This window comes from Larkinella rosea (genome assembly GCF_003858635.1).
Classification (GTDB): domain Bacteria; phylum Bacteroidota; class Bacteroidia; order Cytophagales; family Spirosomataceae; genus Larkinella; species Larkinella rosea.
The window spans coordinates 57,394-84,115 of the sequence record NZ_RQJO01000008.1 but is presented as its reverse complement, the minus strand read 5'-3'; the positions used below and the strand labels follow the sequence as shown (position 1 = coordinate 84,115).

General features: G+C 51.7%; 20 protein-coding genes. 10 read left to right on the top strand and 10 right to left on the bottom strand.

Features of this window, described 5'->3' with window-relative positions:
- Window positions 1-42 precede the first annotated feature (42 nt).
- Both ettA and EHT25_RS09210 read left to right on the top strand, forming a co-directional pair.
- On the top strand, window positions 43-1,710 hold the full coding sequence (ettA, locus tag EHT25_RS09215) for an energy-dependent translational throttle protein EttA (RefSeq protein ID WP_124873701.1): 1,668 nt from the start codon (window positions 43-45) through the stop codon (window positions 1,708-1,710).
- The gene (locus EHT25_RS09210; RefSeq protein WP_124873699.1) at window positions 1,710-2,510 is read left to right on the top strand and encodes a DUF1963 domain-containing protein; all 801 of its coding nucleotides are present in this window, start codon (window positions 1,710-1,712) and stop codon (window positions 2,508-2,510) included. Before ettA ends, EHT25_RS09210 begins: the two co-directional genes overlap by 1 nt.
- Before the next feature lie 5 nt (window positions 2,511-2,515).
- On the opposite strand, the gene EHT25_RS09205 is transcribed toward EHT25_RS09210, so the two are convergent.
- A complete protein-coding gene (locus EHT25_RS09205) occupies window positions 2,516-3,133 on the bottom strand; it encodes a Uma2 family endonuclease (protein ID WP_124873697.1) in 618 nt (205 codons plus the stop codon).
- A 47-nt stretch (window positions 3,134-3,180) separates the two neighbouring features.
- Between EHT25_RS09205 and EHT25_RS09200 the strand changes: the two genes are divergently transcribed.
- Window positions 3,181-4,005 (top strand): aminotransferase class IV, encoded by an 825-nt coding sequence (locus EHT25_RS09200; RefSeq protein ID WP_124873695.1) that lies wholly within the window; start codon window positions 3,181-3,183, stop codon window positions 4,003-4,005.
- 2 nt (window positions 4,006-4,007) lie between these two features.
- Here the strand turns inward: EHT25_RS09200 and EHT25_RS09195 are convergent, their stop codons facing one another.
- Window positions 4,008-4,562, bottom strand: a complete 555-nt coding sequence (locus EHT25_RS09195; RefSeq protein WP_124873693.1) for a KdsC family phosphatase — start codon at window positions 4,560-4,562, stop codon at window positions 4,008-4,010.
- 82 nt (window positions 4,563-4,644) lie between these two features.
- Here EHT25_RS09195 and EHT25_RS09190 point away from each other — a divergent pair, with 82 nt between their 5' ends.
- On the top strand, window positions 4,645-5,871 hold the full coding sequence (locus EHT25_RS09190) for an AGE family epimerase/isomerase (protein WP_124873691.1): 1,227 nt from the start codon (window positions 4,645-4,647) through the stop codon (window positions 5,869-5,871).
- A gap of 6 nt (window positions 5,872-5,877) precedes the next feature.
- Here EHT25_RS09190 and EHT25_RS09185 read toward each other — a convergent pair whose 3' ends face one another.
- From EHT25_RS09185 to EHT25_RS09155, 7 genes are all read right to left on the bottom strand, one after another.
- Window positions 5,878-6,672: a Rossmann-like and DUF2520 domain-containing protein gene (locus EHT25_RS09185; protein ID WP_124873689.1), complete on the bottom strand. Its 795-nt coding sequence runs from the start codon at window positions 6,670-6,672 to the stop codon at window positions 5,878-5,880.
- 310 nt (window positions 6,673-6,982) lie between these two features.
- Entirely contained in the window at window positions 6,983-8,332 is a 1,350-nt protein-coding gene (locus EHT25_RS09180) for a Gfo/Idh/MocA family protein (protein ID WP_124873687.1), read from the bottom strand.
- Between the two features lie 9 nt (window positions 8,333-8,341).
- Complete coding sequence (locus EHT25_RS09175; RefSeq protein WP_124873685.1) at window positions 8,342-9,058, bottom strand: 3-keto-disaccharide hydrolase; 717 nt, start codon at window positions 9,056-9,058, stop codon at window positions 8,342-8,344.
- A gap of 4 nt (window positions 9,059-9,062) precedes the next feature.
- Window positions 9,063-10,571 carry a RagB/SusD family nutrient uptake outer membrane protein gene (locus EHT25_RS09170; RefSeq protein WP_124873683.1) on the bottom strand — a complete coding sequence of 503 codons (1,509 nt, stop codon included), beginning with the start codon at window positions 10,569-10,571 and terminating at the stop codon, window positions 9,063-9,065.
- 26 nt (window positions 10,572-10,597) lie between these two features.
- Window positions 10,598-14,065: a TonB-dependent receptor gene (locus EHT25_RS09165; RefSeq protein WP_124873681.1), complete on the bottom strand. Its 3,468-nt coding sequence runs from the start codon at window positions 14,063-14,065 to the stop codon at window positions 10,598-10,600.
- Window positions 14,066-14,243: 178 nt separating this feature from the next.
- Window positions 14,244-15,332, bottom strand: coding sequence for a FecR family protein (locus EHT25_RS09160; RefSeq protein WP_124873679.1), 1,089 nt, complete (start codon window positions 15,330-15,332; stop codon window positions 14,244-14,246).
- Window positions 15,329-15,937 carry an RNA polymerase sigma factor gene (locus tag EHT25_RS09155; protein ID WP_229311486.1) on the bottom strand — a complete coding sequence of 203 codons (609 nt, stop codon included), beginning with the start codon at window positions 15,935-15,937 and terminating at the stop codon, window positions 15,329-15,331. Before EHT25_RS09155 ends, EHT25_RS09160 begins: the two co-directional genes overlap by 4 nt.
- Window positions 15,938-16,319: 382 nt before the next feature.
- Between EHT25_RS09155 and EHT25_RS09150 the strand changes: the two genes are divergently transcribed.
- A complete protein-coding gene (locus EHT25_RS09150; RefSeq protein WP_124873675.1) occupies window positions 16,320-17,321 on the top strand; it encodes a type I glyceraldehyde-3-phosphate dehydrogenase in 1,002 nt (333 codons plus the stop codon).
- 59 nt (window positions 17,322-17,380) lie between these two features.
- On the top strand, window positions 17,381-17,854 hold the full coding sequence (locus EHT25_RS09145; RefSeq protein ID WP_124873673.1) for a Dps family protein: 474 nt from the start codon (window positions 17,381-17,383) through the stop codon (window positions 17,852-17,854).
- A 62-nt stretch (window positions 17,855-17,916) separates the two neighbouring features.
- On the opposite strand, the gene EHT25_RS09140 is transcribed toward EHT25_RS09145, so the two are convergent.
- Complete coding sequence (locus EHT25_RS09140; protein ID WP_124873671.1) at window positions 17,917-20,823, bottom strand: T9SS type B sorting domain-containing protein; 2,907 nt, start codon at window positions 20,821-20,823, stop codon at window positions 17,917-17,919.
- A gap of 187 nt (window positions 20,824-21,010) precedes the next feature.
- Here EHT25_RS09140 and EHT25_RS09135 point away from each other — a divergent pair, with 187 nt between their 5' ends.
- The 4 genes from EHT25_RS09135 to EHT25_RS09120 all read left to right on the top strand — a co-directional run bounded on the left by EHT25_RS09135 (window position 21,011) and on the right by EHT25_RS09120 (window position 26,713).
- Entirely contained in the window at window positions 21,011-21,316 is a 306-nt protein-coding gene (locus tag EHT25_RS09135) for a hypothetical protein (RefSeq protein ID WP_124873669.1), read from the top strand.
- A gap of 182 nt (window positions 21,317-21,498) precedes the next feature.
- Window positions 21,499-22,167: an RNA polymerase sigma factor gene (locus EHT25_RS09130; protein ID WP_124873667.1), complete on the top strand. Its 669-nt coding sequence runs from the start codon at window positions 21,499-21,501 to the stop codon at window positions 22,165-22,167.
- Window positions 22,168-22,225: 58 nt separating this feature from the next.
- Window positions 22,226-23,227 (top strand): FecR family protein, encoded by a 1,002-nt coding sequence (locus tag EHT25_RS09125; protein ID WP_124873665.1) that lies wholly within the window; start codon window positions 22,226-22,228, stop codon window positions 23,225-23,227.
- A 27-nt stretch (window positions 23,228-23,254) separates the two neighbouring features.
- Window positions 23,255-26,713 (top strand): SusC/RagA family TonB-linked outer membrane protein, encoded by a 3,459-nt coding sequence (locus EHT25_RS09120; protein WP_124873663.1) that lies wholly within the window; start codon window positions 23,255-23,257, stop codon window positions 26,711-26,713.
- Window positions 26,714-26,722: the final 9 nt, after the last annotated feature.

Genomic DNA, 26,722 nt, shown 5'->3' with positions numbered 1-26,722 from the left:
TTTAATTGTTGATATTTGCCACCTAAAAAAGTAATCAAACCAATGAGTCAGGAAACGATTATATTTTCCATGGCGGGTGTCAGTAAAATTATTCCGCCAAACCGACAAATCCTAAAGAATATCTACCTTTCCTTTTTTTACGGTGCAAAAATTGGCGTTTTGGGCTTGAACGGCTCCGGAAAATCGACGCTTTTGCGCATCATTGCCGGTATCGACAAGAATTTTCAGGGGGACGTTGTGTTCTCTCCGGGCTATTCCGTCGGCATGCTGGAACAGGAGCCGCAGCTCGACGCGACCAAAACCGTGAAAGAAGTCGTGGAAGAAGGTGTGCAGGAAACGGTTGATTTACTGAAGGAATTTGATCAGATCAACGAAGCATTCGGCGATCCCGATGCGGATTTTGACAAACTAATTGCCAGACAGGGTGAGGTGCAGGAAAAGCTCGATCACCTCAACGCCTGGGAACTGGATAACCGGCTCGAAAAGGCCATGGACGCGCTCCGCTGCCCGCCTTCCGACGCTAAAATCGCGAATTTATCGGGTGGTGAAAAACGCCGGGTGGCGCTTTGCCGCCTGTTGCTGAAACAACCCGATGTATTGCTGCTCGACGAACCAACCAACCATTTGGATGCCGAGTCGGTGTTGTGGCTGGAAGAACATTTGCGCCAGTATGCCGGAACGGTTATTGCCGTGACGCACGACCGGTATTTTCTGGATAACGTCGCGGGCTGGATCCTGGAACTGGATCGGGGCGAAGGCATTCCCTGGAAAGGCAATTATTCGTCGTGGCTCGATCAGAAGCAAAACCGCCTGGCCAAAGAAGAGAAACAGGAATCCAAACGGCAGAAGACTTTGCAACGTGAGCTGGAATGGGTTCGGATGGCGCCGAAAGCACGTCAGGCCAAGTCGAAAGCCCGCTTGGGTGCCTACGAAAAACTGCTGAGCGAAGACAATCGCCAGAAAGAAGACAAGCTGGAAATCTTCATTCCGGCCGGTCCCCGTTTGGGCTCGAAAGTTATTGAAGCTCACGATGTTGCCAAAGCTTTCGGCGACCGGCTGCTGTTCGAACACCTCGACTTTCAGTTGCCACAGGGCGGTATTGTCGGTATCATCGGGCCGAACGGTGCCGGAAAAACGACTTTGTTCAAACTCATTACGGGCAAAGAACAACCGCAGAACGGCACATTTGAAGTCGGCGAAACCGTGAAGTGGGCCTACGTTGATCAGGGCCACGACGGATTGGAAGGCGACAAAACGGTTTTTCAAACCATTACCGGCGGCAATGAATGGGTCATTCTGGGTGGCAAACAGGTGAACGCCCGCGCTTACGTCAGCCGGTTTAACTTCACCGGTTCCGATCAGGAAAAGAAGATCGCAAACCTGTCGGGTGGTGAGCGAAACCGGGTTCACCTGGCGATGATGCTGAAAGAAGGTGCCAATTTACTGCTGCTTGATGAGCCGACCAACGATCTGGATATCAACACGCTGCGGGCATTGGAAGAAGGGTTGGAAAACTTCGCCGGTTGCGCCGTCGTGATTTCCCACGACCGCTGGTTCCTCGACCGCGTAGCGACCCACATCCTGGCGTTCGAAGGCGATTCGCAGGTGTACTGGTTTGAAGGCAACTTCTCCGAATACGAAGAAAACCGCAAAAAAAGGCTTGGCAACGATGCCACACCGAAGCGGATTAAGTATAAGAAACTGGTTTGATGTTTGAAAATGATAATATCAGAAATAGTCTCATTGAGGCAGGTATACCTAGCGATTTAGCTGGTAAAATTGCTGATAGTTACTTGCCTTGTTATCAAATTATTCCATTAGGAGAAGAAGATTACTCGACTCTGGGAAATTCAAGAGCAGGAGGGTTTCCAGATTTACCACCTAATATTGAGTGGCCTATAGGAGAAGATGGCATAAATCTATATTTCGTTGCCCAAATAAATCTTGCTGATTTATCCGAGAATGTAATACCATTCTTACCTAAAAATGGTATTCTATATTTTTTCATAAATCAGTGGTTATGGCAAGATAATAAAGTCGTCTATTTTGACGGGGATTTGTCACAATTGAAGAAAGCAGAAATTGCTCATCCTTCTGAAAAAGAACATTTTAACCTACCTAATGGTAGTTGCCGAATTACCTTTCAATTGGCTCCCACAGTCAATTTTCTTCTTGACTACTTCACAGGAAAGGCGACTGATAATTTTAAGTTATATGATTATTATTATCCGACTGTTCAACAGGTTGTACCTTATTTAAAATCAAAAATTGGTGGTAGAACTCAGTATCCACCAGGTTATGAAGCTATAGAATATTTCAATAAAAATGATGCTCCAGATTATATAGTCGATATTTTCAAGTGGCATGTCTTGTTACATTTTGAAACAGATTTTGGTGATATTGATTCTTTTTATTGGGTGGACGGTAGAACCTTGCTATACGGAATTAATGAGGAAAACCTGAAAGCCCTCGATTTTAGTCAAGTTTATTCAGGTATTAGTGAGGAGTAAGCACTTTACTCAATTACTTTCTTCGACCGCAACAACGGCCCTAATTCAAAACTACAACCCGACAATACCTCAACTGCGTCATCCCAATCCGTAATAACCCATCGTTTACCCTGCTCGGCAATCAATGTTTTCTGAGTTTTTGTTAGTATCCAAATGACTTTCTGAACACCGAAGGCCAACATCTTTTCAGTCTTTTGATAAATGTATTCGGTTTCACTTATATCGGTAGGTAATTCGATTTTTACATCTACTTCCACCACTACTTCCGGTGGCACTGAAAAGTATTTTTCATCCAATGGAACCGGCAATTTATTTTGAGCGAATATGGCAATGTCATTTGATAAATTACTGCCGGTTTTTAAATGAAGCCCCGGCTCATTAGTTGCAATCAGGTAATCGTCAAAAGGCAGGTATTTATACAAAATATGAATCAGCAACGACACAATAGCCGATTGCAACGCACTAGCTCCCATAATTTCTTCTACTGTTTTTTTTTGCGACAAAACCGCCCGGTAGCCTTTGTAATAATAAGGCACACCATCTATTTCCTCATATTTCAATGAAGGCGGTATTTTACGTCCTGAGGATGGATTTTGGGCTTTTGGCCGGGTTGATACGGACATTCCTTCTATCTTTGTTTTTTGTAAATATAAACTAATTAGGCATCATTATGGCCTACTACGGTTATTTCAACGGCTCCATTCTCCCCGTCGAGCAGATTGCGTTCGGCATAACCGACCTCGGGCTGCTGCGCGGTTTCGGACTATTCGATTATTTCCGGACGTACAACGGCCGACCGTTCCAGTGGGACTGGTATTGGGAGCGGTTTGCCAATTCGGCGGCCAAAATGCACCTGCCGTTGCCGATCCAGAAAGAGGAAGCGTACGGCGTCGTGATGGAATTGATCGGAAAAAGCAGTCTGCCGGATGTTGCTATACGCTTCGTGATGACAGGTGGCTACAGTCCCGACAGCATCAGCGTGGTCAATCCGAACCTGGTGATGATCACGGAAGAGATTCACCCGACACCGCACACGCAGTTTGAAGAAGGCATCAAGGTGATTCTAGACGATTACGTCCGTGAGATGGCCGAAGTGAAAAGTACCGACTACAAACGGGTCATTCTGCTGGCGCAGGCCATTCGGTCGGCGCGGGCGTCGGATGTTTTGTACCAGAAAAACGGCGAAATCAGCGAGCTGAGCCGCAGTAACTTCTTCATCTTCAAGGGCGACCGATTGATTACACCCAACCGGCACATTCTGCACGGCATTACCCGCCGAACGGTAATGCACCTGGCCCAGAACGATTTTCAGGTGGAAGAACGACCGGTTTTGCTCTCCGAACTTTACGACGCCGACGAAGCGTTTACAACCAGTTCGACCAAAAAAGTATTGCCCATTGTTCAGATTGGCGAGCTGACGATTGGCGACGGAAAACCGGGCAAACGGACGTTGTTTTTACTGGAAGAGTTTAACGAACTGGTCGGAAACTGGTAACCTTACCGCTCATTTTCCAGTTTGAAAGGTTCATCGTTCGTTAACCACGCCAGCCATTTGCCCTGCGCTTTCATCACCTGCTCGATGACGTCCCGAACCGCCCCGCGGCCCCCCGCAACGGGCGAAATGTAATCGCAAACGGCCTGTATTTCATCAGCCGCATCGGCCGGGCAGGTGCTGAATAAATTCGGACGGGAAAGAACCTGAAGATCCGGAATGTCGTCGCCCATGTACAAGACTTCCGATTCGTTGATTTTGTCGCGGTTCAGGTAGCCCAGATAAGCGTAGATTTTCTGCTCCGTGGGGCCGCCCATGAAAATATCCTTGATTTTCAAAAACTCCAGCCGCTTCCGAACGCCCACCTGACTTCCCGCCGACAAAACCGCCACCCGATAGCCCGCATTGACCGCCCGCTCGATGGCGTAACCGTCCCGAATGTTGAACGTCCGGAATTGTTCGCCCGACTCAAGTGCGTTCACGCTCCCGTCCGTCATGACCCCGTCGACGTCGAAAATGAAGGTGGTTATTTGTTTAAATCGCTCCTGTAAAGTGCTCATGCCATGCCTGCTGATTTTGCTAAAATAAAGGTTAAATTTCCGTTTCGCCTAATTTTCCCCTAGTTTTAGTGCCCGTCAATGCATGCTGCCCACGTCAATGGATTTTAGTAAACTGGCTGCCGAATACCAGGAAAGCCTTTTCCGAACCATCATTCCTTTTTGGACCCAACACAGCCGCGATACGGTTTGTGGTGGTTATTTCAACGCGCTGACGGATCAGGGAGACGTTTTCGATACCGATAAATTCATCAAATTGCAGGCGCAGCAGGTTTGGGCCTTTTCGTTCTTATACAACCAGGTCGATGCCATTCCGTTGTGGCTTGAACTGGCGCAACACGGTGCGGCTTTTTTGCTAAAATTCGGACAGCGTGAAAACCGCTGGCTGGGCGTCGTAGACCGGCGGGGGAGAGCCGTAGCTCCGGCCAGCACCATCGAACCGGATTGCGCGGCAGCCATGGCTTTTGCCCAATTATATTCAGCGACCAAAGAAGCAACCCTGGCGGACGTTGCCCGAAAAACCGTCCTCAACATTACGGTTCATCGCCAGCAACAGCGGGAGCAATGGGAAACCGAGCTGGGCGGATTCCGGCAGTTGAAGCACCTCAGCGAACCGATGTTGTTGTTGAAAGCCTTGCTGGAAACCCGAACCTTGCTGGAACCGGAATTTTACAAACAGGCTTACGAAGCGGTTTTGAGCGAAATCCAGAATGAGTTTTTCGACAAACGCATAACGGTTTTACGGGAACATGTTTTGCCCGGTGGTTCGTTCTGCGACAGTGCCCCCGGACGACGTTTGCACGGCGGCTACGTTTTCGAAACCGCCAATTACCTGCTCGAAGCCGCCGAACTGACCGGCAACCGCCGACTGGCCCAGCAAGCGGTTCAAATGGCGCTTCACCTGGCCGAGATTAGCTGGGATGAACCGTCGGGCGGTTTTTTTCAGTACGCCGATTTAAAAGAACGACCCAGTATTTACAGCGAATGGGATCGGAAACCGGGGTGGGTTCATGCTGAAGCCCTGGCGGTTTTTTCGCGGGGTTATATGCACACCCGCCAGAACGATTGCCTGAAATGGTTTCGGAAAGTGCACGAATATACGTGGCAACATTTTCCCGATAAAGTCAATAAGGAATGGTTCGGTGTACTCGACCGCAAGGGACACCCGGTTTTGAGCAGCAAAGCAACGCCCGAAAAAGGGTGTTACCAGTTGATCAAAAGCTTATACCAAACCTGGCACGCGCTGGAACAGAATGCGGTTCTGGAAACGAAAAACCGGGTGGCAATGCGCCCGAATCGCCCGATTGGCTGAGCGGTTTTAGCTCCGTTGCTGTATCCCATCCGACAGCATTCTGTACAGTTGCAACAAGGACGGCTTGTCTGATAAATAGGCCAGATGCAGGCTTAAGGTGTTCACATCACCGCGTCGGGCCGGGCCGGTTTGCACCAGCGCCGGATGCCGGGCATCGAGCGCTTTCTGGAACGTTACTTCGATGAGCGGTTTCAGTAAATCGAACTCCAGGTTTTCGGTATCGGTCAGATCTTTGGCAATTCCGAGGAGATAATTCGTAAAATTACAGGCGAAAACCGCAGCAACATGCAGGACTTTTCGCTCGTGCGAATTGACCAGGTAAACGATCTTACTCAGTTCCTGTCCCAACGCAACCAGCTGCGTTTCGGTCTCTTGATCACTGGCTTCGATGCACAGAGGAATTGCTTCAAAATGGAGCGCAGTGGTGCCTTTGCTAAATGTCTGAAGCGGATAGAAAACCCCCGTCCGAACCGGTACATCGCTGTAAATGTCCATCAACCTTCGAAGAATGTCGAGTGATTTGCTGCCGGACGTATGAACCACCAGCGCGTTTTCGGGCAACACCAACTGGGCAGCTACGTCTTCAATCGCATCGTCGGGAATGGCCAGCACGAACAGTTCCGATTCACTTTCGGCAAAATTCAGATCGGGATTTATCCGGGCATCGTACAACATCGAAACGAGTCGCCGGGCGTTTTTTTCATCCCGACTGTAGACTTCACAAATGAAGTTTCCGGCATTTTCAAACGCCATCGCCAAATGCCAGGCCAGGTTCCCGGCACCGATAAAAGATAGTTTCATCGAATCCAATTAATTCTTAAGTATACTAATTTATTCAATCGGTAACTATCTGATTATCAGTTAACACCGTTAGATTTTGAAAATTAGGATTGCATTTCGAAAACTCAATATAATCCGTATTTCTGATAAGATCCTCGATAAGAAGCTCTACTGTCTCTTATGCTTATCCAGGCAGTAAATAAATTTAACACTGTTAGGTGTGCATACAAGTAAAATTAAGCGGTTTTCTCCAAAAAAAGTCCTGACTAAGCCGGAGTCGTCAACAGAACCGGCTTGGTCAGGACTGTACCTAAATGATTGAAAAAAACGCTTATACTTTCGGCTCCCAGCCTTTTTCGTAATCGCGGCTCCACAATTTCTGGGCCTCCTTGTCGCCGATGATATGCCCGTTTTTAGGATCGATTTTCAGATCCCGGCCCACCCGCCAGGCGATGTTTCCCAACTGCATTGCCACCACACTTTTGTAACCGAGTTCGACATCGCAGTTCGGTCGGCGGTTGGTTTTGATGGCATCCAGAAAGTCCGCAACGTGCAGGTTATCCATGCCTAAACTGGGGCTGGCAGTGTTGCGGCCCTGCACATCACTTTCGCCATCGGAAACGGACTTGATGTCCTTCACCAGCTTGCCATCCAGGTCATACACTTTGTAGCTGTCTCCGCCGGTATCCAGACTGCCGTTTTCCCCGTAAAAAATAATGCCCCGATCCAGCCCTTCAATTTTCCGGCCGTTCGAACTCCGGGACTCCCACATCAGCGACACGCGACCGGGGTAATCCATCGTGATTACCTGCGTGTCGGGAGTTTCCCAATCGTCCTTAAATTCGTACCGACCACCTACGGAAGTGACGCGGGTCGGGAAGTCGACGTTCAATCCCCACCGGGCCACATCGACTTCGTGGGTTCCGTTGTTCAGGGCTTCGCCGGTTCCCCAATGCCAGAACCAGTGCCAGTCGTAATGGATCAATCCGTCCTTGTAAGGCTTCCTCGGAGCCGGGCCCTGCCACAACTCATAATCGAGCCAGGACGGCACCGTTCCCGGTTTCAAAACCGTTGATTTCCGTTTGTTCGTATACCAGGCTTTCGCCAGATAGACGCGTCCGATAATTCCCTTGTGTAACTGCTGAATCCCTTCCGTCAAAACCGGAGCCGAACGACGCTGTGCCCCCATCTGAACGACCTTGTTGTATTTGCGGGCGGCTGCAATGGCCAACTCGCCTTCGTGGGGATTATGACTGAGCGGTTTTTCAACGTACACGTGTTTGCCCGCCTGGCAACCCATGATCGTCAGTGGCGCATGCCAGTGGTCGGGCGTCGCGATGTAGATCGCGTCGATCGATTTATCTTCCAGCACTTTCCGGCAATCTTTTTCAGATTTCGGACTTGCGCTTGCTTTTACCTTCTTGATCGTGGCGATGGCTTTCGGAATGGCGCGCTCATCCACGTCGCAAACTGTACCCACTTCAGCATTTTTCTGCCCGGCAAACGTGCCGCCCATGCTGTTTCCGCGACTATTGACCCCAATCGTAGCCACCCGAACCAGTTCGTTTGCGCCAATAATGCGGTTATAGCTTTTCGGGCTAAATCCAAAGGCTGTTCCGCCAACGGCCAGCGTGGCCGAACCGGCAGCTATTTTCTTGATAAACTCACGTCTTTTTTCCATGAAAAGGGCTTATAATACGTTGATTTTGACATTTTTAAACGAAACTTCCGCACCGTGTTCCTGCAACAGAATGTGGCCTTTCGCAACAGTCCCGAAAGCCGGAACAGCTTTGTTAAATTTGCTCAGGGCAACGGCGTCGGTAAAGGCCTGACTTCCCCGCGTAAATTCCAGAATTTTAATCCCGTTCAGCCAGTGTTCCACCTTCATTCCTTTCGACACAATCCGTACGGTATTCCACTGACCGGGTGCGTTTTGTTTCTTCAGAGCGGCATTCGGCGGCAGTACATCGTAAAAGGAACCTGTCAGGTGATTCTCCTTCTTATTGTCTTCCGCTAATTGATCATCCAGCAATTGATATTCCATACCCAGATTGCCACCGGTTTCGTATTTCGTGTAAAAATACTTGACGCCACTGTTGCCGGTCGGTTCGATAGTATAATCGAACATCAGATCAAAATCCGAATACTGGTTTTCGCTGATAATATCTCCGCCTTTGCCCCCTTTACGAGCCGTCAGCGTACCGTCCTTCACTTCCCAACCCGCCGGAACTGGTTTTCCGGACGGCGTTTTCCAACCCGCCAAACTGGTGCCATCGAACAACAGAACCCAGCCTTCTTTTTTTTCTTTGGGCGTTAAGGTATTGGCTTTCTGGGAAAAACCGGCCGTTGGCGGCAATAACCCAACCAGCAGGCATCCCAAAAGCAATCGCAACGTCTGTATGTTCATGGTGTCAATAGCCTGGGTTTTGTTTGATTTTGTCCGGATTCGATTGAATAACCGATAACGGAATCGGAAACAATAGCATGTTGTCGCTCCAGGTCGCCGGGTTAAAACCGTTCTGTTCTTTTTGCTCCTGCGACATCACGGCTTTGGCCCGCTCCGTTCGGACCAGATCGAACCACCGGTGATTTTCAAAAGCCAGCTCCACCCGGCGCTCTTTTTCGATGGCCAGCAAGAACGCTTCATTAGAGGTAAAAGGCGGGTAATCAGCCAGTATACTTGCCGAACCGCCAGTGCTATTGCGGGCGCGCTGACGAATTTTATTGAGGTACAGCAAGGCGGTTTCGGGCTGCTTGCCCTGCCGAACGAGCGCTTCGGCGTAGAGCAGATACACATCTGCCAGCCGGAGTTCGATCCAGTTATTGTCGTTGTCGGAACCCGCAAATGAGACGTCGTAATATTTCCGGACGTATTTCTCGTTCACCGTGTTGCCGCCCGGTACGGCCACGTAATTATCACTCATGGATATAGTTTTCCGCGGATCGCCGGTTTCGTAAGCTGCCGACATCGACGGCGTAGGGGCATTAAAACCACTCTTGTCGCCGATCAAAACCACTTCTTTGTTCGAAAACCGGGGCGCAAAATCATTGTTCCAGGGGCTGCCCGTGGTGGTTCCGCCTTTTTTGTATTGAATCTCAAACAGGGATTCGGCCGTGTTTTCATTCTTCACATCGAACAACGCCTTGTAATCCGGCACCAGCGAATAGGCCGGGATGCTGATCACTTCCAGGGCTTTAGCTTCCGCCAGGGCGTAATGCGATGCGCCTTTTTTCAGCGGAAAACCGGCCATCGTCATGTACACTTTCGCCAGCAGCCCTTTCGCTCCGCCCACGGTGACACGTCCTTTATCCACCGCTGCGTACGAAACCGGTAAATTGGCTTCAGCGAACTTCAAATCTTCGACAATAAAGTCATAGATTTCCTGCGTCGACGTGCGCCCGACGGCATAGGCTTCCGAAACGGACAACTGCTTGTCGACTTTCGGCACATCGCCGTAGACGCGAACCAGCCAGAAATACATCAGCGCCCGGATGAATTTAGCCTCCGCTTTATACTGTTCCTTTAGTTTTGGGTCTTTGAACGGCACGGCGTCGATCTTATCCAGCACAATATTGCACCGCAAAATGGTGTTGTAGACGTTGTTCCAGAAATTCAGCACAAACGTATTGTCAGACAACATCACATCGCCGAAATTGTCAATGGAGGTCATGTTTTTGGAATCGCCCGGCACCCAGGAAAACGTGGTATTGTCGGAACGAACCTCACCCATGTAGATAAAAAGCTGGTTGTAGACATTCCGCAGGGATGAATAGGGCGACATCACCGCCTGGTTCATATCCTGTTCGGTTTTATAAAATACGCCCGCGTTCATGTCCGAAATGGGCTGGAGATCGATAAATTCCTCCTTGCAGGAGAAAGAAACCGCAATGAGCAGGACGAGTATGAGAATTCGTTTCATGTTCCAGAAGTTTGACGATCAGGTAATTAAAAACTTACATTAAGACCCGCGATGATGGTGCGGGCGGCCGGGTAGCCCAGGTAATCACCGCCCCGCGACAACCCGTCGCCCTGGCTGCTCGTTTCCGGATCGAAGCCCGGATATTTTGTGAAGGTGTACAGGTTTTGCCCCGTCACGTAAACCCGTAAGCCCTTGACATGCAGGCGCTGGGTGAGGGCAGGTGCGAAATTGTAGCCCAGCGAAACATTCCGGATGCGCAGGAACGAGCCGTCTTCCACCCAGTAGCTGGAAGGCTCTTTTTGCAAGCCTTTTGGATCTCGGTTGGCCCGCAGAATGTCGCCCGATCCCGGATCGCTTTCCGAACGCCAGCGATCGATCAACTTGGTTCGTCCGTTCCGGTCGCCGTGGTAAATACCGACCATCCGGTTGAAGAAACTAAACAGTTTGGCGCCCTGCGACCCGGTTAACTGCACATTCAGGTCGAAGCGGTTATACGAAAAATCGTTGCTGAAACCGTACATAAACTTCGGCTGGTTGTTGCCCAGATAGGTTTTGTCGGCCGCACTGATCACGCCGTCTTTGTTGATGTCGACGTAGCGCGGATCGCCGGGGTGGTCATTCGCCAAATGGGGAGCCGCATCGAGTTCCGACTGGTTTTTGAAGACGCCGTCGTACTGGTAGCCGTAGAACGTGGCAATGGGCTGACCAATCGTCGTAATAAACGTGTTATTCGCGTTGGGCGCCCCCGCATAAATCGGCAAACGATCCGGCCCCAGCGCCAGCACTTTATTTCGGTTGAACGAAATGTTGAAATCCGTCGACCATTTCAGCTTGCCGATCAGATTGCGGGTTCTCACCAGGTATTCCATGCCTTTGTTTTCCACCTGCCCGATGTTTTGAAGCTGCGTGGCATAACCGGTCAGCGTCGGAACCGGCACGTTTAGCAGCAGATCGACCGACCGGCTGTTGTAGAAATCCGCTTCCACCTGAATCCGTCCGTTTAATAAGCCCAGGTCAAAACCGAGGTTCCACTGCCGGGTTTTCTCCCAGCCCAGATCGGGGTTCGGGTAATTGATCGGATTGACGGAATTAACCAGGCTGTTGTTCAGGATGTAATAATTGGAACTGGTGCGGGCAATGGCGTCGTAATTTCCGATGCGGTTATTGCCGACCAGACCCCAGCTCGCCCGCAGTTTCAGATCCGTAACTTGCCGGATGTCCTGCATGAACGGCTCGCTGCTCACCCGCCAGCCGACGGAAAGCGACGGAAATGTGCCCCATTTGTTGTTGGCCCCAAACTTGGACGAACCGTCGGTCCGGATGCTGGCCGTCAGCAAATACTTTTCATCGTACGCGTAGGTAAACCGGCCTAAATACGAAATCAATGAATTGCGAAATTCTGTGTTCGTTCCGCCCACAATTTGCCCGGCATTCAGGGTCCGGATCACGTCGTTGGGAAAATTCTGGGCCATCACCTGCGTGTATTCGCCGAAGGTCTTCTGAGCCGTATACCCGGCTAACAGCCCAATGGCGTGCTTGTTGAACAGCGTTTTGTTGTAGTTCAAGGTGTGTTCGATCAGCCAGTTGCGATCCAGCCAGGTTTCATTGCGGGCGTCAGCGGTTTTGGGAGCGCGCGAACCGTCGGTATCTACAAACGAAGGCCGGTAGTATTTCAACCGTTTGTTTTCCAGCGAACCGTTCAGGCTGATCCGGTATTTCAGGCCTTCAATGATTTCATACTGCCCGTAGACCGAGGCAATCAGTCCGTTTCTAGTCGTAAAATTGGTTATGTTTTCGGCAATCCCGACCGGGTTGGCAACGTCACCCGCCCAGATTTCCGGATTCCGAACCTGCGAACCGTAGGTGCCATCGGCGTTTCGGAGCGGATAAATCGGGGGCAGGTAAACCGCATAGGCCAGCGGGCTGTCTTTTCCGTCATCGACGTTGTTGTTCTCCGAATAATACGCGCTGATCGTCGTGCCGATTTCCAGCTTTTTGCTGATGTTCGACGTAACGTTTGCCCGCAGATTGTACCGTTTGAAGTCGGTTTTGATCTGAATACCGTCCTGATTCGTATACCCTGCGGAAATCGCATACCGGGTTTTTTCAACGCCCCCGGTTATGGAAAGCTCGTGCCGCTGCGTCTGGGCGATCCGAAAAATTTTATCCTGCCAGTTGATATCCGCAAACTTGCTCGGGTCATTAAAGCTTTCGGGAATGACGTAAAAGCCGGAATTGGTATATTTTTCCCGCATTGAGTTGGGATCATTGATGGTGTGCGGGGCATCGCCGGGCATCGGTGCCCGATCCAGCCAGGCCTGATTGTGGCCGTCCTTAAAAAATTCGATATACTCCCGGGTGTTCATCACGTCCATTTTTCTGGCCACCTGCTGAATCCCGTAAAATGCGTTGTAAGAGATGGTTGGAGCACCGATGCTCCCTTTTTTTGTGGTCACAATAATAACGCCGTTGGAACCCCGCGACCCGTAAATCGCGGTGGAAGAGGCATCTTTCAACACCTGAATACTTTCAATGTCGGACGGGTTTACCAGTGAAAACGCACTTCCTTCGATCGGATATCCGTCAATCACATAAAGAGGGGTATTGCCCGCCGTGATGGAGCCCGTTCCGCGCACCCGCACCGACAGCCCTTCACCGCCGGGAGCCCCATTGATCTGCTGTACCTGCACGCCCGCCATCTGACCCACCAGTGCCTCACCGTACGAAACGGCGGCTTTGTTTTTGAATTTATCCGCCGAAATGGTCGCAATGGCTCCGGTCAGATCGGCTTTTTTCTGCGTACCGTACCCCACAACGACCACTTCGCTCAGGGCTTTGCTATCGTCTTTCAGGGTAATATTGAAAACCGTCTGGTTATTGACGTCCACTTCCTGCGACACAAAACCGACGTACGAAAAAATCAGCGTCGCCCTGGCATCCGGCACCGAAAGTTTAAACTCACCTTTGGCGTCCGTCGACGTTCCCTTGGTCGTTCCTTTCACCACCACACTCACACCCGGCAGCGCCAGACCGGCTTCGTCCAGCACGGTTCCGCTGACGGTTTGCTCGATGGCGCTGAAAAACGACCGGTTTTCGTCCGTTGGCGGAATCGACGTTTCCGGTTTTTCCGGCAAAGGAATCGGGCTGATGATGATCTGCCGCCCAACGACTTCGTAGCGGAGCCGGAGCGGTTTCACCACCTTATCCAAAACCGCCCTCAGCGATTCGTTGGAGACACTGATGGTCGTTTTGCGGTCGAACGGAATCTCCCGGGGCCGGAACGCAAACCGGGTGTTGGTCTGGTTCTCGATTTCTTTCAGCACCTTGCTTAAGCCCTGATTTTCAAACCGGAAGCTTACCCGCTTATTCAATATCTCCTGGGCCGTGGCATCGAATGCCAGCGAAACACCCGTAAAAATCATGGCCAGAAATGCCTGTACCAGCGAGAGCTTCATGAGTAAAAGCAGGGTTTGGATTGGTATTGGTTTTTTCATTAGCTTTAAAGGTTTTTGTTGAATTTTCGAACAAAACAGCCCCCTACATCCTGAAAAGGACGACGCGAATCCAAAGCATCGGGGGAAATTGGGCATCAGTGGTGTTACGAGCACTGCTGATGTTTTTTTAGGTACTAATGGTAGCGATTCGGCATAAGCGGAGCGGTTTTAGGAACGGTTAAATCGGTTTCGGACATCCTTTGCTGTAGATGACAATCTGCGCGTCAATGAGTTTGTAGCGCGCGTCCAGCACCTTGCAGATGACATCCAGTTTCTGAAAAAGGTCTTCATTGTCGATGCTCATCGTAAGCGTACAGTACTGCATCACTTCCTCGTCGAAAATAATATCAATGCCATAGGCCTTTTCGATGGCCGTAAAAACGCGGTCGACGGAAGCATCTTCAAACACAAACCGCTGCATTTCTTTTTTGGAAATCAGCAGGCTGGGTCTTTCCACCAACACCTTGTCGAGCGTGGCCGCATCGCGTTGAAAAACGACTTTCTGGTTGGGCGTCAACACAATCCCTTTCGATTCGGGATCCAGAATCCGGCTTGGCTGGTTGGGATACACCGACACCCGACCGGTTTTTACGTCGACCGTCACCGTGGGTGCATTGGCCGGAGCCTTGATCCGAAAACTCGTTCCCAACACTTTCGTTACCAGGCCATTGGCATAAACCACGAATGGTTTTTTGGGATTCTTCTTCACATCGAAAAACGCTTCGCCGGTCAGGTAAACTTCCCGCTGGGTGCCCGCCATTTCTTTCCGATAACGCAATCTTCCGCCTTTTTGCAGCTCGACCTGACTACCGTCGGCCAGTTGCACCCGCAGGATCTGGCTGGCTTCATTGAGTGTCTCGATCCACTCACTATTGGCCAGCGACAGTTCCGGGCCGGTCAAATCGGTTTTTGTCAGTTGCTGCCGACCCCACCAGCCCACGCCCAGCGTTAGTAAAACCGCAGCGGCCACTTTCCAGAACCGCGATCCGGTCCACCAGGGCGAAACCGGCAGGGGGCGGTTTTCGTCGAGCGTGTGTTCGATCCGGTTCCAGATAGCGTCGACTTGGCCCGTGGGGTCGGGCTGGTGCTGAATTTCACGTAAACCGGTCACCAGTTGCCGGGCTTCCTCCACCTGGTAATACCGTTCCGGATAGTCCCGCAGGAACGCCGTCCAGAAGGCTTCCGTTTCAGGACCGGGCGAGCTGACCCACTCCTTGAAGTAGTCGTCAGCCGCCAGGTCTTCCGTGCTGAATTGATAATAATTCATGGTTGTATATGCTTAAATAGCCCTTCCAGGCCGACCCACAACGGCCAGAATGATAAAATCCGAACGGCTTCGCGGAGAGTTTTCAATGCGGAGTAAATGAATCGGCAGGCAGACTGGTAATTGACGCCCATGATCCGGGCAATTTCGTCGTTGCTGAAGTGCTGGTAAAACCGCAGGTTCAGGGCTTCCTGCTGACGGGGCGTCAGCAAGCCGTAACTTTTCTGAAGTTGCCGATGCACCTGTTCAACCCGCTCGTGTTCAATGAGTTGGTTTTCAATGATAAAATCATCGATCGGCATCTGAATTTGGTCGATGTCCGATGCCTGAAAAAACAGATCCCGGTTTCGGGTTTTATTGATCTTGTTGCGCAGCGACCGAAACAGGTAAAACCGGATCGAATCCGTATCGCTCAGGTTGGCCCGGCTCTGCCACAGTTCGATAAATAAATCGTGGATACTGTCTTCAATGAGTGGCACGTCGTTGGTCACTTTGTACCCGTAATTCAGCAGGTCGCGCGCATAAAGTCGGTAAATCTGCTGAAAAGCCGCTTCATCTCCCTGACGGAAAGCATACCACAAGTCACCAGGGAGCGGATAGATTGGCACAATAAAAAGGTCAGTTTAGGAATAGTTGAACAATGTCCGGATTTATCTGACTAAAACCGTGGCATCTATCTACTAATGCCACGGTTCAGGGATTTTAATCCTTTTTTTTCTGGAAATAGTTGAAAAACCGCATGGATCGCTCAAAAACAGGGTTCAAACGGTTTTTCCTTTCAGTAAAAAATACCATCTGCTTTGTTCGAATCGATGAAAATGGCCCGTTAGTATATTTCTTTGCCTTGCTGAACTTTTTGAAGGGCTGCCGTCCTTATTAAGTTGAAGTAACCGGCCAAGTTGATGCATTCAGTAGTGCCGTTTTTCCGACTGCCAGATGCGCCCGCTTACTCATCAAAATCCCCCATTTTTTAACTAATCACTATTCTGTATGGCAACTATTGCATTGTATGGATTCGGTCGCATCGGGCGTCAGTTTCTGCGCGTTGGCCTGAGCAACAATCTGTTTGTTCCTGTTTCCATTTCCGACATTCGCGACGAAGCAACTTTGGCGGCTTTGTTTGCAGTGGACACCAATTACGGCCGTTGGCCCGAACCGGTTTCCGGAAGCGAAGGCCAGTTGACCATTGGTGACCGGACCATTCCATACATCAACTCGGCGAAGGAAGTGCCGGACTGGAAGGCGCTGGGCGTCGATCTGGTCGTCGATTGTACGGGCCGGGCCACCACCCGCGCCGGAGCGCAGGTTCACCTCGACCGGGGCGCGAAATACGTGCTCATCAGTGCTCCCAGTAAATCCCTGGCCGACTGCGACGCCGTGCTGCTGAAAGGCATCAACCTCGATACGTTTGATCCTGAAAATCATCATATTGTCAGCATGGGAAGCTGCACGACCAACGCCCTGGCCGCCGTTGTGAAAGTGATTCGGGAGAACTTCGGTATTCAATACGGTTTGTTCTCAACTGTGCATTCCTACACCAATACGCAATCGCTGACGGATCAGCCGATGAAAGACCGGCGGGATTCGTGGGCTGCGGCTGAAAACATCATTCCGTCGTCGTCGGGAGCCGCTCGTGCCCTGCAATTCATCTGGAAAGACCTCAAAATTACCGGGAAAGCCTACCGTGTTCCGACCCGCACGGGCAGTATTGCCGAGTTGAATCTGATTACCGAAAAAGACTGTACCGTGCAGGAAGTGAACGACGCGTTCCGCAAAGCCGCTTCCGAAGGGCCGCTGAAAGGCGTGCTGGACGTGCTGGAGCAGGAGTGGGCGTCGTCGCGGATTGTGGCCGATCCACATTCGTCGATTATCGATTTACCGCTGACGGCGAAAGAAGGCAATCTCCTGTCCGTAGCCGCCTGGTACGATAACGAGTGGGGTTTTTCAAACCGGCTGGCCGAAGTAGCTGCGTATCTGGCCGGACGGATTTAACCAAAACCGCTAGTAAGTAACTCTTAATCAATCTGCTAATCAATTAAAAGTCACAGCCCATGAAAACGAGTATTGGTATTTCCGCCGAAAACCGGGAAGTCGTCGCCCATCAACTGGCGAAACTGCTGGCCGATGAATTTGTGCTTTACACAAAAACGCTCAATGCCCACTGGAACCTCGAAGGCATGGATTTCCATTCGGTGCACCTGTATTTTGAGGAGCTCTATACCCAATCGGCTGGCATTGTGGACGATGTCGCGGAACGCATCCGCCAATTGGGGCACTACGCACCGGCCACGCTGAAAAGTTTTCTGGAACTCACGCACTTAACAGAACACGATGCGGGTGGCAACGATAGTCGTACACTGATCAAGAAACTGCTGGCCGACCACGAAAGCATCATCGAATTTATCCGGGGCAACATCGATGAATTCGCCGACGCACACAAAGACGCCGGAACGAGCGATTACATCACCGGTTTGATGGAAAAACACGAGAAAATTGCCTGGATGCTCCGGGCGCACATTAAATAAATCCATTGATTACCAAGCCGTTCACCTCGAACGGCTTGGTTTTTTGGAATGCGGTTTTTCGTTTACTTACTTCCGCCGGACTCCTGCAGAATTTCCACCCAGCCTTTGTAAATCTCCGCTGGTGCGTCGCAATTCAGGCGCTTGAATTTCACCTGGATCTGATAATAGTATAAACCGCCGGGCAAATCCTGACCCCGGTTATTCTTTCCGTCCCACGTCAGCGCAACATCGACTCCGCTGCTTTGGTAGACTTGCTGGCCCCAACGATTGACAATGGTTATCTCCGCCGACTCCACAAACCGGGGGCAACGCATCGGCTGAAAAACGTCGTTTTTTCCATCGCCATTGGGTGTAAAGACATTCGGCATCTGCAAAAACGGGCAATTGTCCTTGCACACCCGGTTTGACGCACTGCTCTCCTGACCGCTTCGGCTCACGGCCCGCACTTCGTAACAACCCGCTAATGATGTCAGATTTTCGTGCCGATACATCATCGTCGTTGCATTGACCGACGCCAGCAAAACCGGTTCCCGGCCTTCGCAGGTCGCGTAGTAAATGTTGTATTTGACAATGTTCCGGTCGCAGTCGCCGGTCGCCGGATTTTGCCACGTCAGGTTGTTGGCAAACGTGGTCTGGTTACAGAACGATTCGGGCGTCAGACTGGCACAATCCAATGCATCGATCGCCAGTTGGGGCGGACACGGTTTGGTGGTATCAATCGGCATGGCGCAAACGCCCTGCGAGAAATTGTAGAGCAGCGTCGTCATCAGTGGAGCCGCATACTGCCCGACGGTTTCGACCCGGTAACAATAATTACTATCGACCGACATCGTTGCGGGCTGAACGCCATCGGCGGCATACGTATCAGCTCCCTGATCGGTATACACGTAGGTAGTTGCCGTCGTGACCGGAACAACAGCAACCAGATTGAACGGCCCGTTGGGACCGGTTTTGCTGCGATAAACCCGATGTTGCTGCTTGTCATTGCTCCACGGAACATTGGCTTCCCAACTGAGCTGAACCCGTCTGAAACCACCCGTCGCCGTCAGTCGGACGGAACTGGCATTTTCGGTTACATCCAACTGCTGAAGTTGCCCCAAAGCCGGATCAGTGTAATAAAATTCAATGTGATACCGGTAGGCATTGGCGACGGTATTGAGTCCGCGATCGGTATAAACCGTGTCGGCAACCGTGGACTGCAAGCTGGTATTGATGGTCGCAATCTGGGTAAAATTCGTACCTGCCAGCCCCGTTGCCCGGAACAGGCGGTATTGGAACGGACCGGTTCCGTCCTGCGGCTTGACGCCGGGCGGACGCGTCCAGCGCACGGTGATGACTCCTTTGGTATCGTAGGTGCTGTCGACCGTTACATGGGTGATCAGCGGCACCTGCTGAGGCAAATTCACGCAAACCTGTTCGGAAACAACGCTCTGGCCGTAGTTGGGCCGGGGAAGCATGACCACAATCCGGTAGCTATACTGAACACCGCGTTTCAGCCCCTGATTGGCATTGTTATCCGTAAACGTCGTTTCATTAATCGGTTTTTCGCCAATTTTTACATAACCGGTCGACGGGTCCAAACCGGGATCGGTACACGGATCGAGGTTGATCTCGTCACAGCCTTCTTTCCGGTAAATAACCATTTTGGTGTCGGCGGGCAAGTTTGCAGCACCGCAGGCATACGCATCCCAATTGAGAAGAATGGCGCGTCCGGCCGGATCGGCGGTTGGTCGGGCGGTCAGGTTCTGCGGTTTGGGCGCGTAAATCCGGATTCTGAACGATTCGAGGGTCGCCAACTGGGTTTGCCCGACGCCCCGTGGCTGATCGACAACCCGAAAAATGACATCGTACGGTTCGGCGCGAACGTGGGCACAATTGGTTTGCCAGCGGAATATCGACGTCGCCGGGTTGTTTTGAAAACCGGATGGCGTCAACGTGGCAGCCGGTGGAGCCACCAGTTGAACCGTTGAATTATCCGGCCGTTTGTTGAATGGCCCGCCAAAACCGGTTACTTCAAGCCGGTTTCCGTCGGGATCAGTGGCCGTAATCGTCTGCTGAATCAACGTGCCCGCTTCCACGCAAATGTCCTCCGGCACCTTCAGTTCCGGACGTTTGTTGATGGATGGCGTGACAATAATCTGAACATCCCGAACGATTTCCCCGATTTTGACGCCATCGCGCCATTCTTCTACAATGAACGCAATGTTGTATTGGCCCACTTCAGCGGGCGCATCCCAGCAAACGTCGCCGGTGATTGCATTGACCGTCAGCGTCGCCGGGCCGGTATTGGCTTCGTTAACGCGGTTTAAACCGATCGTCGTCGGGTCGGAATAGCCAGCCACAAAGCCCAGATTGCAGTTCGCATCATCGGTTTCGCTCAATTTTCCGGAGGGCGTATAAAGCCGGTAGGCCAGGCTGTCGCCGTCGGCATCGAAAGCCGCCGGATTGTGGCACCACTTCTGGCCGACGCGGGCCGAATCCAACGGCGGATTCAGCAAAACCGGGGTGCTGTTGAGTCCCAAACCGGCATTGACGACGATGGTGGTTCGTAATTTGAAGCTGGTTAATACCGAATTGGGAATGTTGCGGGTTCCTTCATTCCGGTTGGTAATGGTGCAACTGATGTCGTAGGTTCCGGGCCCGGGATAGGTGTAAGTTGTTCGGTAAATATTGATTGTGGTATTGGCATTGATATTCCGGGTTTCGGCATCGACCCGTAGTACCCGGCGCATTTGCTGGCCAACCCCAAAACAGAAGTTGACGTCGCGTTGATTCAGAGCTGCGTTGTAGCCTCCACCCGGACCTCTGTTGACATCAAAATACACCGTCAGCGTAATCTCATAGGTAAGCTCCGTCGATGAAACCCGGCGGGTCGTAATTTCGCCCGCCCGAACGTGCGTGGCCAGCACATCCGAAACCGCTACTAAATTCAGGATTGCCCAGAAAGTCAGAAGTAGATACGTTTTCATACTGAGATCGTGTGTCTCATATAAACGGCTGATCATGTGGTTTTTGCATACCACCGAATCGCTTTTTACAACATTGATTCTCGTGCCGCTACAACCGTATTGATTTCGTCATCCATCTTTCGGCAGTATTTGCAACCAAATTAGCATTCTGGTGTTAGATATTGCAAGGCAACGACAATCTCCTACGATGATTACGACGACAGAAAAGGTTTATCAACGAGTACGACAGTTCTGGAATGATGAATATGAATTGAACCCCGGCCACCGGATCATTCAGTCTGTGGCAATGCCTTCCGATGATGAAGTCACGGTAGAACTGCCGGATTTCCGGTTTTCGATCGCGATAGAAAACGACCAGCTTATCATGAGCCTGGGATTAATACCGGAGGTCGATGCGCCCTCGAAAGAAGAAATGGAAAAAACCGTTGTTCACGTGGCGGAGTTGCTCAAAAATCTGACCGGAGACCTGCCCGTTAAAGTTATTCAGCCTTAAAAAACCGCTTGCCCCAAACGCCTTTTTTTGCTTGCTAAGTACATTACAGCTTGTATATTGACCTATTTCAAAAAAAACAGGAAATAATTCAATACGGCTGTAAGTAATCCGGCGGTGTTTACTTGTCTTGTCATCGGAATCGAAAATGAAACTGTTCAGCCATTTTTTCCCGATTGACCGATATGGGGCAAGCTTCTACCAGTTTTCAACAGTCTGACGGGCCTGTGCTGCCTCATTCCGATCCGGATGATCCGCAAGCGGCAGGGGCGATGCCATCGGACGACGAGTTTTTTATCCGGAAAACCCTGGAGCAGGAGCCCGAGCGCGGAGTCGAACTCCTGTATAGTCGGTATTTTCAGCCCCTTTGCACCCACACAGTGCGATTTGTTGGCTCGCGCGAGGTGGCCGAAGACCTCGTTTCGGAGATTTTCTACCAGTTTTATACCGAACAGATTTTTCAGAAAATCACGAGTTCCTACCGGGCGTATCTCTTCAAAACCGCCCGCAACCGCGCATATAATTACCTCCGCTGGGAATTGAGCCGGAAAATGCCCCTGGAAGAAACCGATCATCCCAACTGGCAGGAATCGCAGCTGCCCGACGCGATTACGCAGTACGAAGAACTGTATCAGGATGTGGAAAAAGCCCTGAACACCCTCCCCATTCAGCGACGGAAAATCTACCTGCTCCACCAATTTGAAGGCAAGCGGTTTAAAGAAATCGCGGGTGAATTGCAGATTTCCGTGCGAACCGTCGAAGTCCAGATTTACCGCGCCAGCAAGGCCATTCGGCAACTGTTGAAGGAAAAATGGTTGATTTCAATCCTGTTTGGTCTGTTTCTACCCAAATAACGTCCTGCTCACACGCACATTCTGTCGGGTTACTTATCCACTCAAAAAAGATGTTACCATGAATTTCCCAATCACGAAAGAACTCCTTTCCGATTACTTCGGTGGGCACGCGTCGGCGCTGCAAAAGCGGCAGATCGATGAATGGGCCACCAAACCGGAAAATGAAGAGTTTTTCTACGCCTGTCTGGTCGAATGGGAGCTCCAGCACCCCCAATATGCCGTCGATGTGCCAGCCGCCATTGAGCAATACCGTCGGTTTGTTGCCAACCGGTCGCAGAATGAACCGGTTATTCTTCCCGCCGAACCCGCCATAGCCCGATTCTGGTCGCCCGGTCTACGGTGGTACGGGGCCGCTTCCGTCGTTCTCCTGTTGCTGGTGGGCTGGCTGTTACGATCCGAAATCCGCTACCAGACCTACGCCACCCGTCCCGGCGAGATTCGTTCCTGGGTCCTGGACGATGGCAGCCGGGTTACCCTGAATGCCAACTCGTCGCTTCGGGTTCCGCGCATCGGATTTGGAAATTACAGCCGGGAAGTTCGCTTAACGGGTGAAGCCGAGTTTTCGGTGACCCACACGCGCAACGACCAGCAATTTGTGGTCAAGACGGATCAAAGCCTGGATGTGGTCGTTTTGGGGACTGAATTTACGGTGTATTCGCGGGCTCAGCGAACCCAGATCGTCCTGAACCGGGGCAAAATCCGGATTCAACGGCCAACCGGAAAACCGGCGAACCAACTTACGCTGCTCCCCGGCGATCAGATCACGGTCGACGGCGACCAACTCCAGCGCCGACACGTAACCGATCCCGAACAGTATGCCGCCTGGAAAGATCACCGGTTTGTCTTTGACGCAACGCCCCTCAGCCAGATTGCCAAACTGCTCAAGGAAAACTACGGGCTGACGGTCGAAATTGCGGAACCGGAAATTGCCCAGTGGACCGTATCCGGATCCTTTACCGCTACCAACGCCAACGAATTGTTGCAATCCCTGTCGAAAGCCCTCGATGTTCAGGCCGTCCGCCGGGGCAACAAAGTTACGTTTTCCGCCCGTACCGAGTAAAAAACCGTACCCTATTCCTACCCTTTTATGAAAACCTTTACCTTCTTTCTGCGGGCGTTCCTCGTGTCGCTGGCGGTTTTGCTGGTTTCCGTTGGTTCGGCCCAAACGCTGGCCACCATGCGACAAAAACAGCCAAAAACCGGCCAATCGGGTGCGGTTAAACTCAAATCGATTTTACAGGAGCTGAAAGCGCATTACGGCGTCGATTTGCTGTATGCCGACCGGTTGGTGAAAAACATTGTGGTTGCCGCACCGGCCATCAACTGGAGCCATAGTCTGGAAAATAACCTGACCAATCTGCTGAGTCCGTTCGGGCTGGAATTTTCGCGGCAAAAAGGTGGGTCGTATGTGATTTCGCCGGTTCCCAAACAACCTTCCGTGAATCCGGCGCCCCGATCTTCTCCGGATAAAAATGCGGTTTCTACGGAAACCGCAACTACGCCAATATCAAATGAATCCGGTGAAAAAACCGCTGCTCTTCCCGTTGCCCCCAAAATCACGGAAAATGAAATCAGCGGGAAGGTAACGGCCGAAAATGGCGAAGTGTTGCCGGGTGTCAGCATTGTCGTGAAAGGCACGTCGCGCGGAACAACGACCGGCGCCGACGGAAAATTTCGGCTGATCGTGCCGGATGGGGGAGCGGTTCTGGTCTTTTCCTACGTCGGTTATGAACCCCAGGATATTCCGGTGACGAACCAGAGTCAGCTTACCGTTTCGATGAAGGCCGATTTTAAAGCGTTGAACGAAGTCGTCGTCGTGGGTTACGGAACGGTAAAAAAGCGGGATCTGACCGGTTCGGTGGCCTCGATCGGTTCGTCGGAAATCCGGGCGCAACCGATTTCGGGGATGAATCAGGCTTTGCAGGGGCGGGTTTCGGGCGTTCAGGTCACGCAGGCTTCCAATTCGGCGGGTGGGGGTGTCCAGATCCGGATTCGCGGGGGCAACTCCATTTCGGCCAGTAACGATCCGTTGTATGTCATCGACGGTTTTCCGGTGACGAACCCGACGCCCGCCAGCGGAGCCAGCAATTCGAACGCCTTTCCCAACGTGCTGGCCACATTGAACCCCAACGACATCGAGTCGATGGAAGTTTTGAAAGATGCGTCGGCGACCGCCATTTATGGTTCACGGGGAGCCAACGGCGTGGTGTTGATTACGACCCGGCGCGGCAAGGAAGGCCAGTCCAGCATTGAATTTGAAACCTATTACAGCGTTTCCCGGATCACCAAACTCCACGAAATGATCAACGCGTCGGAATCGCTGAAACTCAAAAACGAACAACTCGTGAACCTGGGTCGCCCCGAGCGGTTTGGAACCGATCCGGCTTACGGCACCAAAAAACCGGATGAGTATTTACCTGGAACCGATTGGCAACGAGCCATTTACCACGATGCTCCGACGCAAAATTACCAGCTCACGTTTTCGGGTGGTAACGATAAACTCCGGTATCTCATCAGTGGCAATTATTTCAATCAGGACGGAATCATCATTACCAACAATTTCAAGCGGTATTCGGCCCGCCTGAATCTGGACGCCAAGCTCAGCGAACGAATCAAGGTGGGTACCAATTTCACGATGACCCGCAGCGACAACCGGATGGTGACGGAAAGTTCCTCAGCATCGCCGGTACAAACCGCCCTCCAGAAGACGCCCGCCCAGACGGTTTTTAATGCGGATGGGACCTATACGCTCGATTTTTTAGGCATGCAGGCCATTCCCAATCCGATTGCGCTGCTCCGAACCAGCACCAATACACTGCAAAGCGACCGCATGCTGGGTACGTTATTCGGCGAAATTAAACTGGCCGACGGGCTGACGGGGCGCGTCAGCGTCGGGGCCGACATCATCAACTCCCGCCGGAACGTCTTTTTCACTCCGCAAACGCTGATTGCCAATGCCACCAACGGCTACGGCAGTGTGGGCAACGCGGTCAACACCAACATCCTGAACGAAAACACTTTAAGCTACTCCCGGACGATTGGCAACGACCACGGCATCGATCTGCTGGCGGGGATTACCTTCCAGAAAAACAAGGAGGTTCGGGCGTATTCGGAAGCCCAGGATTTCCCGAACTACTCGCTGGGTGCGGGCAATCTGGGACTGGGTAACAAATTGCTGGCGCCTTCCGGCTCCACGGCCGAATGGGGCCTGGCATCGTACATCGGTCGGGTCAATTACCGCCTGAAAGACCGGTATCTGTTCACGGCGACGGGGCGGATCGATGGATCATCGCGGTTTGGCGCCAATAATAAATACGGTTTTTTCCCGTCGGGTGCGTTTGCCTGGCGGGTTTCCGACGAAGCCTTTCTGCGCAACAACAAGGTCATCAGCGACCTCAAATTCCGGCTTAGCTACGGCATTACGGGGAACGACGGCATTGGTTTATACAATTCCCTGTCGCAGTATGGCACGGGCCGGATGGTGCTCAATGATCAGGAACAACTCTATATCGAAGCATCCCGGATTGCAAATCCTGACTTGCGGTGGGAAAAAACCGCTCAATTCGACGCCGGAGTCGATGTCGGTTTACTCAATAACCGCATCCAGCTTACTGCCGACTATTACGTAAAAACCACCAGCGACCTGCTGCTCGGCGTCGAATTGCCGTCGACGACCGGTTTTACAAACGTCCTGCGGAACATTGGCAGCGTCGAAAACCGGGGCTTTGAATTGGGCATCAACACCACCAACCTCAATCGGGGCGGCTTCAAGTGGACGACTTCGGGCAATGTTTCCTTCAACCAGAACAAAGTGTTGAAACTGGCCGATGCCACCCAGTTTTTCGTCGGGAGTGAAAGCGAGGTTATTGTGAAGGTCGGTCAGCCACTGGGGTCGTTCTACGGGACGGTGTTCGACGGCATCTGGCAAACGGCGGAGGAAATCAAAGCGGCTGGCAACCGGGCCATTACGGGCGCGCTGCCGGGGGCACCCAAGTTTAAAGACGTCAACGGTGATGGCCTCTACAACCAGGCGACCGACCGAACCATTCTGGGCAACGGTCTTCCCAAATTCATCTTTGGGTTAACCAACAACCTCTCTTTCAAAGGGTTCGATCTCTCGATTTTCTTCCAGGGAGTGCAGGGCAACAAGATTTTCAACTCCACCTTCCGGCAGATCGTCGGGGGCGATCCCGGCGGGAACAAATTACGGGAATACGCCGAAGGTGCCTGGCGCGCCAACAGCCCGTCCAACACGTACTACGCCATCCGGCAGTGGGATCTGGGCGTCAACTCGTTTTACGTGGAAGACGGTTCATTTCTGCGGCTGAAAAATGTGTCCCTGAGCTACCAGCTTCCGCTGAAAACCAGGTACATCAAGCGCGTTCGGGTTTATGTGAGCGGCCAGAATCTGCTGACGTTTACGCGCTACAAAGGGTATGATCCGGAAGTAAATTCCGATTTCAACAGCAACACGCTGTACGGTTTCGACCGGTTTGCGTATCCGGCTTCCCGCACCTTTACCCTGGGAGGAAATTTCACATTCTAAACGTCTTAC